The organism is Nonomuraea sp. NPDC052634, from assembly GCF_040678535.1.
Classification (GTDB): domain Bacteria; phylum Actinomycetota; class Actinomycetes; order Streptosporangiales; family Streptosporangiaceae; genus Nonomuraea; species Nonomuraea fastidiosa.
Map to the genome: position 1 here is coordinate 773,438 of NZ_JBFATY010000001.1, position 12,169 is coordinate 785,606.

Annotated in this window: 10 protein-coding genes; all 10 read right to left on the bottom strand. The window is 72.9% G+C overall.

The window, feature by feature from the left end:
* Nucleotides 1–509: 509 nt before the first annotated feature.
* The gene (locus AB0K67_RS03730; RefSeq protein ID WP_364052292.1) at nucleotides 510–3,170 is read right to left on the bottom strand and encodes a fumarate reductase/succinate dehydrogenase flavoprotein subunit; all 2,661 of its coding nucleotides are present in this window, start codon (nucleotides 3,168–3,170) and stop codon (nucleotides 510–512) included.
* A gap of 3 nt (nucleotides 3,171–3,173) precedes the next feature.
* On the bottom strand, nucleotides 3,174–3,896 hold the full coding sequence (locus AB0K67_RS03735) for an ABC transporter ATP-binding protein (protein WP_364052295.1): 723 nt from the start codon (nucleotides 3,894–3,896) through the stop codon (nucleotides 3,174–3,176).
* Nucleotides 3,893–4,762, bottom strand: a complete 870-nt coding sequence (locus tag AB0K67_RS03740) for an ABC transporter permease (protein ID WP_364052298.1) — start codon at nucleotides 4,760–4,762, stop codon at nucleotides 3,893–3,895. The genes AB0K67_RS03735 and AB0K67_RS03740 overlap by 4 nt, the downstream gene beginning before the upstream one ends.
* Nucleotides 4,759–6,189: an ABC transporter substrate-binding protein gene (locus AB0K67_RS03745; protein WP_364052301.1), complete on the bottom strand. Its 1,431-nt coding sequence runs from the start codon at nucleotides 6,187–6,189 to the stop codon at nucleotides 4,759–4,761. Before AB0K67_RS03745 ends, AB0K67_RS03740 begins: the two co-directional genes overlap by 4 nt.
* A gap of 11 nt (nucleotides 6,190–6,200) precedes the next feature.
* The gene (locus AB0K67_RS03750; RefSeq protein WP_364052304.1) at nucleotides 6,201–6,428 is read right to left on the bottom strand and encodes a 4Fe-4S dicluster domain-containing protein; all 228 of its coding nucleotides are present in this window, start codon (nucleotides 6,426–6,428) and stop codon (nucleotides 6,201–6,203) included.
* Nucleotides 6,419–7,180 (bottom strand): GntR family transcriptional regulator, encoded by a 762-nt coding sequence (locus AB0K67_RS03755; RefSeq protein ID WP_364052307.1) that lies wholly within the window; start codon nucleotides 7,178–7,180, stop codon nucleotides 6,419–6,421. The genes AB0K67_RS03750 and AB0K67_RS03755 overlap by 10 nt, the downstream gene beginning before the upstream one ends.
* A 67-nt stretch (nucleotides 7,181–7,247) precedes the next feature.
* Nucleotides 7,248–8,933, bottom strand: coding sequence for an ABC transporter ATP-binding protein (locus tag AB0K67_RS03760; RefSeq protein ID WP_364052310.1), 1,686 nt, complete (start codon nucleotides 8,931–8,933; stop codon nucleotides 7,248–7,250).
* Nucleotides 8,930–9,655 (bottom strand): ABC transporter permease, encoded by a 726-nt coding sequence (locus AB0K67_RS03765; protein ID WP_364052313.1) that lies wholly within the window; start codon nucleotides 9,653–9,655, stop codon nucleotides 8,930–8,932. The genes AB0K67_RS03760 and AB0K67_RS03765 overlap by 4 nt, the downstream gene beginning before the upstream one ends.
* 2 nt (nucleotides 9,656–9,657) lie before the next feature.
* Nucleotides 9,658–10,563: an ABC transporter permease gene (locus tag AB0K67_RS03770; protein ID WP_364052316.1), complete on the bottom strand. Its 906-nt coding sequence runs from the start codon at nucleotides 10,561–10,563 to the stop codon at nucleotides 9,658–9,660.
* Complete coding sequence (locus AB0K67_RS03775) at nucleotides 10,560–12,164, bottom strand: ABC transporter substrate-binding protein (RefSeq protein ID WP_364052319.1); 1,605 nt, start codon at nucleotides 12,162–12,164, stop codon at nucleotides 10,560–10,562. The genes AB0K67_RS03770 and AB0K67_RS03775 overlap by 4 nt, the downstream gene beginning before the upstream one ends.
* Nucleotides 12,165–12,169: the final 5 nt, after the last annotated feature.

Below are 12,169 nucleotides of genomic sequence, written 5' to 3' on the forward strand. Positions count from 1 at the left end.
CGAGAACCTTGCGCGTGTGCTCGCCCGCCATGCAATCGCCAATCACTCGTTGAACGATAAACCGTTGTGTACCGCCCATTCCACGAATAGCGGCACACTTCGCCAATTCTGTCTGACTTCCCCCGAAACCCCCACCCCCTTTCTCCTACCGGCAACGAGAAGTTCGCCTCACCTCGAAGAAACCTGGACCCCTCTCCGGCGAAAGGCCGCAGCCACCACTCTCCCCAGGGGGGCGGTGGAGGACGGGGCGCCCCGGCCCCGGCGTGATGGCACAACGGGCGGCCCCTCCGGGGGCGGCCTGGCGGGCGGTCGCCCCCGGAGGGGGTGAAATGTCGCGGGCGGCCGCCCCCGGAGCGGGTCAAACGTGGCGAGCGGCCACCCCCGAAGGGAGTGCAACGCGGCGAGCGGCCATCCCCGAAGCGGGTCAAACGTGGCGAGCGGCCACCCCCGAGAGAGTGCAACGCGGCGAGCGGCCGCCCCTCCCGAGGGGACACGTGATGGGTGACCCTTCAGGGGGTGAGGGCGTGGCGGGCGTAGGCGCGGACGTCGGCGTCGGGGTCGGTCAGGGCTCCTTCCAGGGCGGCCGAGACGGTGGCGTCGGCGGCCCACGGGGTCAGGGCCAGGACGGCGGCCTTGCGGACGTCCAGGTTGCCGTCCGAGAGGGCGCCCACCAGGGGTTTCGTGGCGGTGTCCGGGTCGGCGGCGGCGAGGCAGCGGGCCGCGCCGACGCGGACCTGCCAGGCCGGGTCGGACAGCGCGGGCAGGGCCTGGGCGACCAGGGGCGCGCCGGTGGCGGCCGACGCCTCCAGGGCGGCCGCCCTGACGAGGGGGTCGGCGTCCCGTGCCAGATCGGCGAGGACGGGCGTGGGGCGGCCGATGAGGCCGAGGCCCTTGGCGGCCCAGACGCGTACCTCGCGGGACGGGTCGGACGCGGCGGCGGCCAGTTCGTCCGGCGCGTCGAGCGAGACGAGCCCGCGGATGGCGGCGATGCGCACCCGGTGGTCGCCGTCGCCGATCGCGGCGCGGAAGATCTCGACGCTGCCGAGCCGCAGCGCCCGCAGCACGTCGAGGACGGCGGCGCGGACGAAGGCGTCGCCGCCGGCGAGCCGCGCGGTCAGGGCGGCGCCCAGGCCGGCGGAGGCGGGCAGCACCTCGACGAGCTCGGTGAGCCCGGTGGCGGCGGCCCTGCGTACGGTGCCGTGCGGGTCGGCGAGCGCCTCGGCCAGCGCGGTCCCGGTGCCCTCGGGGACGGTCTCGGTGAGGGTGGCGATGGCGGCCCTGCGCACCTTGGGGTCGGCATCGGCGAGGTAGGGAGCGAGGTCGGTCAGGGTCGGCTGCTCCTCGGCGAGCCGGTGCAGCTCCAGGATGCGCGGCGAGCGGCCGACCGCGGCCTCCTGGCGGCGCTCGCGGGTGCCGCGGCGCGCGACGACGGCCGTGCCGACGGTGCCGAGCACGACGGGCTCGGCCTGGACGGGCGTGAACTCCTCGACCGGCACGAGGTACGGCTCCACGGGCCGCTTGACGAACTCCATGGCCCCGTCGTCCCGCTTGCGCAGGTTGAGGTGGAACAGCCATTCGGCGTCGTCGCGTTGCGGCAGGTCGGCCCGCTCGTGGTAGAGCCCCCACCGGCTCTCGGTGCGCGCCAGCGAGGCTCGCGCCGCCATCTCGGCGCAGTCGCGGATGAAGTCGACCTCGGCGCAGCGCATCAGCTCGTGCGGCGTGCGCGCCCCCATGGCGGCGATCTCGTGGCGCATCCGCTCGAACGACTCCAGCCCGATCTCCAGCTTGGCCGCCGTCTTGGGCGGCGCGACGTAGTCGTTGACGAAGCGGCGCAGCTTGTACTCGACCTGCCGCTGCGGCGTACCGTCGGGGTTGCGCAGCGGCCGGTAGACGAGCTCGTGTGCGGCGGCGACCTGGTCGGCGGGCGGTTCGGCGAGCGGGGCGTGGTGCGCAGCGGCGTGAGCGCCGGCGAGGTCGCCGAAGACGAACGCGCCGATCATGTAGTTGTGCGGCACGCAGGCCAGGTCGCCGGCCGCGTACAGGCCGGGGACGGTGGTGGCGCCGTTCTCGTCCACCCAGACGCCGGATGCGGAGTGGCCGCCGCACAGCCCGATCTCGGAGATGTGCATCTCGACGTCGTGGGTGCGGTAGTCGTGGCCGCGCCCGGCGTGGAACGTGCCACGGGTGGGCCGCTCGGTGGTGTGCAGGATGTTCTCGATGGCGGTGATGGTCTCGTCGGGCAGGTGGGTGAGCTTGAGGTAGATGGGCCCGCGGGCGGAGGCGATCTCGGCGGAGACCTCGGCCATCATCTGCCCCGACCAGTAGTCGGAGTCGACGAACCGCTCCCCCTTGTTGTTGACCTGGTAGCCGCCGAACGGGTTGGCGACGTACGCGCAGGCGGGCCCGTTGTAGTCCTTGATGAGCGGGTTGATCTGGAAGCACTCGATGCCGCTCAGCTCGGCCCCCGCGTGGTAGGCCATGGCGTAGCCGTCGCCGGCGTTGGTGGGGTTCTCGTACGTTCCGTAGAGGTAGCCGGAGGCGGGCAGCCCGAGCCGCCCGCAGGCGCCGGTGGCCAGGATGACGGCGCCGGCCGAGACGGTGACGAACCGCCCGCTGCGGGTGTCGAACCCGGCCGCGCCGACGGCCCGCCCGCCGGAGGTGAGCACCCTGACCGGCATGAACCGGTTCTCGATGCGCACCTTCTCCCGGATGTGGCGCTGCCGCAGCACCCGGTAGAGCACCTTCTTGACGTCCTTGCCCTCGGGCATGGGCAGCACGTAGCTGCCCGAGCGGTGCACGCGGCGCACCGCGTAGTCGCCGTGCTCGTCCTTTTCGAACTTCACGCCGTACCGCTCCAGGCGGCGGACCATGTCGTAGCCCCTGGTGGCGGTCTGGTTGATGGTCTTCTGGTTGACGATGCCGTCGTTGGCGCGGGTGATCTCGGCGACGTAGTCCTCAGGGGTGGCCTTGCCGGGGATGACGGCGTTGTTGACGCCGTCCATGCCCATGGCGAGCGCGCCGCTGTGGCGGACGTGGGCCTTCTCCAGGAGCAGCACCTGCGCGCCGTGCTCGGCGGCGGTGATGGCGGCCATGGTGCCGGCGGTGCCGCCGCCGATGACGAGCACCTCGCACTCCAGGTGCAGGCGGTCTTCGATCGCGGGGATCTCCATCGTTCACAACTCCTTGAGGATCTGAGCGCGCAGCCCGGCACGATCGGCGGCTCCGGTTGCGGGGGCACGAGGGCAGGGGACGTCGATGACGGAGCGCACGGCGCCGTGGCCGAGCACCACGACCCGGTCGGCGAGCAGCAGCGCCTCGTCCACGTCGTGGGTGACGAACACGACGGTCGCCTGGGTGTCGCGCAGCACGTCGAGCAGCAGGGCCTGCATGCCGGCACGGGTCTGGGCGTCGAGCGCGCCGAACGGCTCGTCCATGAGCACGGCCCTGGGCGCCCCGGCGAGTGCGCGGGCGAGCTGGACGCGCTGGCGCATACCGCCGGACAGCTCGCGGGGCAGCCGGTCCTCGTGCCCGGCCAGGCCGACGCGGGCGATCCACTCCTCGGCGACGGCCCGCCGCCGCGCCTTGGACCAGCCGCGGATGCGCAGGGGCAGCTCGACGTTGCCGCGTACGGTGCGCCAGGGCAGCAGCGCGTCGTCCTGGAAGACCATGGCGCGCTCGCCGGAGGTGGCGGTGATCTCCGCGCCGTCGGCGACCACGCGGCCGTCGCGCGGGCGCAGCAGCCCGGCGATGGCGCGCAGCAGCGTGGACTTGCCCGACCCGGACGCGCCGACGATCACCAGCACCTCGCCGGGCCGGACGGCCAGGTCGACGTCGCGCAGCACGGGCCCGCGCCCGTAGCCGAGGGTCAGGGACTCCATGGTGATGCCGAGCGTCATGACGCGGCCTCCTCCGCGCGTGGCAGCCACCGCGTCAGGCGCCGGCCGGCGAGTTCGACGGCGGCCGAGGTGAGCCAGCCGAGCAGGCCGATGGTGATCATGCCGACGATGACGGAGGGGTAGTCCACGATCGTGTACGACATCCAGGTGCGGTAGCCGACCCCGAACTCGCCGGAGATCATCTCGGCCGAGATGACGCAGATCCACGACACGCCCATGCCGACCGACAGCCCGCCGAAGACCCCGGGCAGGATGCCGGGCAGTACGACGTTCAGCAGCACGTGGCGGCGCCCGCCGCCGAGCGTCCTGACGGCGTCCTCCCACAGCGTGGGCAGGGCTCGTACGGCGTGCCGGGTGCTCACCATGATCGGGAAGAACGCGGCGGCGAACGTGATGAACACGATGCCCTGCTCGTCGGTGGGGAACAGCAGGATGGCGACCGGCACCAGCGCGATCGCCGGGATCGGCCGCACCGCCTCCAGCAGCGGCAGCAGCACGTCACCGGCCTTGGCGGACCTGGCGACCAGGATGCCCGCCGCCACGCCCGCCACGGCGGCGAGCCCGAAGCCCGTGCAGATCCTGATGAGGCTCTGCAGCAGGTCCAGCCAGTAGAGCCGGGTGGCGAGCAGGCTCGCGGCCCGCTCGGCGACCTCGACGAGGGTGGGCAGCCGGTCGAACCTGAGCCACAGCCGGGCGTCGGTGACCGTCAGCAGCTGCCACAGCCCGGCCGCGGCGAGCAGCGAGGCGAGGCGGACGAGCCGCCTGCGCGCCCTGCCCGCCCTGCCCGCTCGGCCGCCGCCGCGCACGCGCGGCCTGCCGCCGGAGGCGGGCAGCGCGGGTGCGCGTACCTCGGTGCCGGCGGTCATCGGTCGTCACCTCCTGCGGCCTTGAGCGCGTCGGCGTAGCTGACGGGCCTGGTGTCCGGGTGCTTCGCGCGGTAGGCGTCGGCGCCCTCCTGCGTGGTGAACGGCAGGAACCGGTGATCGGGGTCGGCATCGGGGTCGCGCAGCCAGACCGAGCGGTCGGCGAACCAGCGGGTGCCGGTCGTGGTGTCGGGCACGTACGCGGCCCGCACCTGCGCGTTCGCGGCGGCCACCTGACGCAGCAGGCAGGTGGGCGTGGCGGCGGGCCTGGTGTCCTTCTCCCCGGTCAGCCACAGCTCGGAGGCGGTCCCAGGGGCGTTGACGGGCGTGCCGCAGGCGCTGTCGGTGCCGGTGACGGCGGCGGGGTTCGCGGTCGAGGCCCGGTCGGCGTCGTAGTTCGCCCCGTACGCCTTGCGCAGGTAGGAGTCGTTGACGAACGCGGCCACGTCCACGCCGGAGAAGTCGGGGCTGATCCGCTTGAGGTAGGCCACGTCCCGCTGATGGGCGGCCTGCAGCGGCTCCTTGAGCGTGACGTCGAAGGTGGCGATGCCGCCGCGCCCGTTGTAGAGGTAGACGACCTCGGGCGGCAGCCCGGTCGCCTCGGCCACCGACTCGGCCGCCTCCACCGGGTGCTCGTGCAGGTAGCGGGTGGCGTCGATCTGCGCCTTGAGGAAGGCGTCCACGACCTCGGGGTGCTCTTCCGCGTACGCCTTGCGGGCGACGACGCCGTGGAAGGTCGGCACGTCCAGCGCGGAGCCGTCGTAGATGAGCCGGCCCTTGTCCTGGAAGGCGAGCAGGCCGGGCCAGGCCACGAACTGGGCATAGCCCTGCACGCCGCCCGACTCGAGCTGGGCCGCGCCGACGGCGGGCTGGTGGTTGACCACGTCGGCGCTGATGCCCGACCGCTCCATGGCCTGCACGAGCGTGCCGTGCCCGGCCGAGCCGACGCTGGCGGAGATCTTGGTGCCGGCCAGGTCGGCGAGCGTGCGCGCGGACGACGCGGGCGAGACGAGCACCATGTTGAGCCCGCCGCGCAGGTTGTAGCCGGTGATGGAGATCATCTCGGTCTTGGCCGAGGGCACGTTCTGGGTGCGGGCGGCGTTGATGAGCAGCGGGTAGTCGCCCATCGAACCGATGTCGATCTTCCCGGCGACCATCTTGGCGGTGATGGGGGCGCCGGTGTCGTAGTCCTGCCACTCGACGGTGTAGCGGGGGCCGAGCCGCTTCTCCAGGTAGCCGAGCGAGCGGAGCAGGGTCCCTGCGGTGACGGTGTTGATGGTCTTGGACTGGTAGCCGACGACCACCTTGGTCGTGCCGCCGCCATGGGAGGCGCCGGAGTCACCGGAGCCGCCGCCGGCCGCGCCGGCCACCGAGCAGCCGGTCGCCGCGAGCAGCAGGGCGGTGGCGGCGGCCATGAGTGCTGTGCGCATCGGGCGTTCCTTCATCGCAGCAGGTAGGGGATGTTGATGGTGACCGCGTCCACGGGGCAGCGGGCCGCGCAGGGCCCGCAGTACCAGCACTCGTCCACGTGCATGTACGCCTTTCCGGTCTCGTCGCTGATGGCCAGCGAGTCGAGCGGGCACGCCTCCACGCAGAGCGTGCAGCCGTCGATGCACAGGGACTCGTCGATCGTGACCGGGACCTCGACGCGCTGGTCGATCAGGGCCATGCGTGCTCCTCTTTCTCGCTACGCCGCAGGTGACCGCGCATCGTCAGGCGGTCGCCGCGGAAACGGATGAACTCCAGGTCCACGGGCCTGCCGTCGGCCAGGTGGGTGAGCCGCTCGACCATGAGCAGCGCGGCCCCGCGCGGCGCGCCGAGCACGGCGGCGGTGTGCGGGTCGGCGTTGACCGCCTCCAGGGTCAGCTCGGCGGTGCCGAGCGGCTGGCCGGCGATGTGTTCGAGCAGGACGAAGATGTCGTTGCCGGTGAGGTCGGCGTCGAACAGCGGCTCGCCCACGTCGCGCACCAGGTAGGTGAGGTCGAGGGAGAGCGGCAGGCCGTTGAGGCTGCGCAGGCGTTCGAGGTAGACGACCTGCTCGCCGGGCGCCAGCCCGAGCCGGTGGCTGACCGGGGCGGGCGGCTCGATGAGCGTCATCGTGCGCACCTGGTTGACCACCTGGCCGTGCTCGTGCAGCGTCTCGGCCAGGCCGAGCAGGCGGTGCAGGCCGTGCGGGTACTTCTCGGCGGCGACCGTGGTGCCAACGCCGGGACACCGTTCGACCAGTCCTTCCTCGCGCAGCAGGTCCAGCGCCTGGCGCACGGTGTTGCGCGAGGTGTCGAACTCGCGGGCGAGCGCGGACTCCAGCGGGAGCTGCCCGCCGGGGTATCCGCCGTGGATGATCTGTCTTCTCAGCAGGTCGGCGACCTGCCGGGCGCGGTCCGCCCGGCGCCGCCGATCGTCGAGGGCCACCCGTTCCATGGCTCTTCAACCTACTCAATCGGTAGGAAAAATGGGATAACGGGTGGATTGCGCCACTAGGCGGAGCCTATGTACCCGCGCTGACCTGCGGTTCCGTGCTGGATCCTGGAAGATCTGCCACCCTTTCCGCGGGCAATCGGGGCACGGCGGCGACCAGTTCGTGCGTGTACGGGTGGCGCGGCCGCAGGAACACCTCGGCCACCTCGCCCTCCTCCACGACCTGGCCGTCCTTCATGACCAGCACCCGGTCGGCGACGTGCTGGACGACGCCGAGATCGTGGGAGATGAACACCATGGCGGTGCCGTACTCGGCCTGCAGCTCGGCCAGCAGGTCGAGCACCTGGGCCTGGATCGAGACGTCCAGCGCGGAGACGGGCTCGTCGCAGAGCAGCACGTCGGGGCGGGTGCCGAGGGCGCGGGCGATGGCGACGCGCTGGCGCTGGCCGCCCGACAGCTCGCGGGGGTGCCGGTCGGCCACGTCCTGCGGCAGGCCCACGCGGGCCAGCAGGTCCAGCACGCGGGCCCGCCGTTCGGCCTTGGGCAGCCGCAGCGGCTCGGCCACCAGGCGGCCGACCTTGTGGCGAGGGTCGAAGGAGTCCAGCGGGTTCTGCGTGATCACCTGGATGCGGGGGCGCAGCGGCCTGCGCTCGCGCTCGCGCAGCTCGCTCCACGGCCGCCCGAGCAGGGTCACGCCGCCCTCGTCCGGCTCCAGCAGGGCCATGCACAGGCGGGCGAGCGTGGTCTTGCCCGAGCCGGACTCGCCGACGATGCCCAGCGTCTCGCCCTTGCGCAGGGTGAAGGAGACGTCGTCCACGGCGCGGCGGGCGCCGTACGTGCGCGTCAGCCCGGTGGCCGCCAGCACCGGCCCGCCCTCCGCGGTTGGAGCAGGGCGGGCCAGCGGGCGGCCGTCGGTGAGCCGGGTGCCGCGCGAGGCGGCCGACGGTACGGCGGCCAGCAGCGCATGGGTGTAGTCGTGCCGTGGCCGGGTCAGCACGTCGCGCGCCGGGCCCTCCTCCACCACCCGGCCGTCGTGCATGACGAGGATGCGGTCGGCGATCGACCCGACCACGGCCAGGTCGTGGCTGATGAGCAGCAGCGCCGTGCCTGCCGCCTTCTGCCCGGCGAGCAGCCGCAGGATCTGGGCCTGCACGGTCACGTCCAGCGCCGTCGTGGGCTCGTCGGCGATGATCAGCGCCGGGTCGGCGGCGATGGCGGAGGCGATGAGCACCCGCTGGCGCAGCCCGCCCGACAGCTCGTGCGGGCGCTGCTCCGCCCGCAGCTCCGGCTCCGGCACCCCGGCCGCCTCCAGCAGCTCCAGCACTCTTTCCGCCCGGCGGGCGCGCGGCACCACGTCGTGCACGGCCAGCACCTCGGCGATCTCGGAGCCCACGGTGCGCAGCGGGTCGAGCGAGACCAGCGCGTCCTGCAGCACGAGCCCGGCGAAGCGGCCGCGCAGCCGCCGCCAGTCGTGCGGGCCGAAGCGCAGCGCGTCCCGCCCGGCGACGGTGAACGCCGCCGCCTCCACCGTCGAGCCGGGGCCGGTCAGCCCGAGCAGGGTCCGCGCCGTCACGCTCTTGCCCGACCCCGACTCCCCCACCACGGCGACGCACTCGCCCGGCGCGATCGCCAGCGACAGGCCGCGCACCACCTCGTGCTCCCCGAAGCTCACCCGCAGGTCCCGCACGTCGATCAGCGGCCCGGCGGAGCCGGACGGCGCGGCCGCGGCGGAGACGGCGTCGTGGGTGGTGGTCATGACGTCCTTCCTTCGAAGCGTTGCTGGAGCCGGCGGCCGACGACGGTCAGGCACACGACGGTCAGCGTGATCGCCAGGCCGGGGAAGAGCGCCTCCCACCAGGCCACCCGCAGGTAGTTGCGGGCCTCGGAGAGCATGGCGCCCCATTCTGCGGCCGGGGGCTGCGGTCCCATGCCGAGGAAGCTGAGCCCGGATCCGGCGATGACGGCCTGGCCGAGCCCGATCGTGGCCAGCACGGGGATCGGGCCGAGCACGTTCGGCAGCACGTGCCCCACGGTGATGGCGAGCCGGGAGCGGCCGAACGTGACGGCCTGCTCGACGTAGCCGGAGCGGCGCACCACGAACGTCTGGGCGCGGATCACGCGGGCGTAGTTGGGTACCTGGGCGACGGCGATCGCGAAGATCACGTTTCCGGTGCCGGGGCCGGTGATCGCCACGATGAGCAGCGCGAGCAGCAGCTCGGGCAGCGTGGACAGCACGTCGAACGAGCGGGCCAGCGCCTCGTCGAGCCATTTCGGCGACAGCCCGGCGGCCAGGCCGAGCAGCACGCCCGAGGTGACGGCGAAGACGGTCGCGGCGACGCCGATGCTGATGGAGTGGCGGGCGCCGTAGACGACCCTGGCCAGCACGTCGCGGCCGAGGTGGTCGCTGCCGAACCAGTGCTCGCCGCCGGGCGGGGCGAGCACGGCGAGAAAGACGATGGGGAGGATCAGGCGGCGCACGGTCAGCCTCTGATTCGCGGGTCGATGGCGCGGTAGGCCAGGTCGAGCAGGGTGCTGATGGTGACGTACACGAGGGCCGACAGCAGCACGACCGCCATCACCACCGGCATGTCGCGGCCCTGTACGGCCTCCATGGCGACGCGGCCGAGCCCCGGCCTGCCGAACAGCACCTCGGTGATGACGGTGCCGCCGAGCAGCGCGCCGGTGAACCAGCCGGCCAGCGTGACGGCGGGGATGAGGGCGTGCCTGAGCGCGTGCCTGGCGACCAGCGCCCGCTCGGTGAGCCCGCGCGCCCGCGCGGTGACCGCGAACGGCTGCTCGAGTGCCCGTTCGAGACCGCCGCGCAGCACCTGCCCGAGCACGCCCGCGATGGGCAGCGCGAGCGCGAGCGCGGGCAGCACGAGCGCGCGCGGCCCCTGCGCCCCGGAGACGGGGAACCAGCCCAGCGTGAACGAGAACAGCGACAGCAGCAGGATCCCGATGAGGAACGGCGGCACCGACACCGCCACCAGCTCCGCCAGCGAGGCCGCGCCGCGCGCGAGCCGCCCCCGGCCGGCGGTGACGAGCGCGATCACCCCGGCCAGCGCGATCCCGATGCCGGCCGCGGCGGCGGTGAGCTGCAGGGTGGGCCCGACCTGAGTGGCCAGCACCTCGCCGACGTCCTGCTGCAGCCGGTACGAACGCCCGAGGTCGCCGTGCAGCAGCCGCCACAGGTAGGACAGGTACTGGACGATCTCGGGCCGGTCGAGCCCCCACTCGGCGATGATCTTGGCCCGGATCTCGGGGGTGTCGGGCCCGTCGCCGACCAGGATGTCCACGGTGTCGCCTGGGGCGAGGAGCAGCGCCAGGTAAGCGGCGGTGGCCGCGGCCCACAGCACGGCCAGCCCGCTGCCGAGCCTTCTGATCATGTGCCGATCCGCACGTCGTAGGCGCTCGCGGGGGTGCCCGACGCGGGCTCGAAGCCGAGACCCTGCACGCTCTTGCGCGCGGCGATCTGGTCGGCGGGCACGTAGAGCGGGAACACGATGGCCTTGTCGAGCACCGCGGTCTGCTGGACCTTGTGGTAGAGCTCCTTGCGCCGCTCCTGGTCGGAGATGGCGCCGGCCTCGGCGAGCCAGGAGTCCAGCCGCTTGTCGGCGTAGTGCGTCCTGTTGAGCGAGCCCTCGGCGGGCAGGATGAGGTTGAGCGCGGCGCCGGAGTCGGAGTCGCCGCGGGAGTTCTCGAACACCTCGTAGTCGTTGTCCTGCAGCGCCTGCTGCGCCGCGCCCTGATCGACGATCTTGACTTGGTAGTCGATGCCGGCGTTCTGCTTGACCTGGGCCTGGATGGCCTGGGCGAGGACGTCGCGGCGGTCGCGCTGGAACGCCGCGGAGGCGAAAACGCGCACGGTCAGCCGCTTGCCGTCCTTGACGCGGTAGCCCTCGGCGTCGCGCTCCTTCCATCCGGCGGCGTCGAGCAGCGCGTTGGCCTTGGCCGCGTCGCCGCCGTAGCGGCCCTCCAGGCTCGCGTCGTAGAACGGGCTCGACTTGGCGACGAGGCTCCACGCCCTGGTCGCGGTGCCCTGGTAGACCGACCGCAGCACGGCGTCGAGGTCCACGGCCTCGCGGAACGCCTCGCGTACGCGCTGGTCGTCGAAGGGGGTGCGGGAGGTGTTGAAGTAGTAGCTGAAGGAGGTGCCGGAGTTGAGCGCGGTGCTCAGCGTGAGGTCGGGGTCGCGCTCGATCATCGCGGCCTCGGTGGCCGGCACGCCCTCGATGACCTGCACCTGGCCGGAGGTGAGCGCGCCGACGCGGACGGCGGCCTCGGGCAGGAACCGGTAGGTGATCTCGGCCAGGTGGGCGGGGCCCTGGTGCGCGGCCCCGGCGGGCGGCCACTTGTAGTCGGGGTTGCGGCGGTAGTGGATCTCCTGGCCCGGGACGTACCTGTCGAGGATGAACGGCCCGGTGCCGACCAGGTCGGGCCCGCCGAACTTGAGGTCCTTGGCGTTCTTGAGCGAGCGCGGCGAGACCTGCCCCGCGTAGGGGGAGGCGAGGAAGTCGAGGAAGAGCGCGTCGGGCTCCTTGAGGGTGATCTTGATCGTGGTCGGCGAGACGACCTCGGACTTCTCGTACGCCTTGAGCTGGATGGCCGCGACGGCCGGGTTGTAGCCGGGCACCATGAACTGGTCGAGGTTGGCCTTGACGGCGGCGGCGTCGAACGTGGTGCCGTCGTGGAAGGTGACGTCGTCGCGGAGCCGGAGGGTGTAGACGCGGCCGTCGTCCGACACCTTCCACGACGTGGCCAGCCAGGGGTGGAACTCGCCTTGCTCGTCCCGCGACAGCAGGGCGTCGAACTGGTTGAACACCAGCAGCCTGGCCTTGTTCTGCACCCACTGCTGGGGGTTGAGCGTGATCGGCTCCGTCTCGATGGCCCAGGTCAGGCTGGCGGGCGCGGCCCCCTCCTGCGCGGGCTCGGCGCCGCAGGCGGCCAGGGTGAGTGCGAGCAGTAAGGCCGGCGCGAGGCGTTTCATCGGCG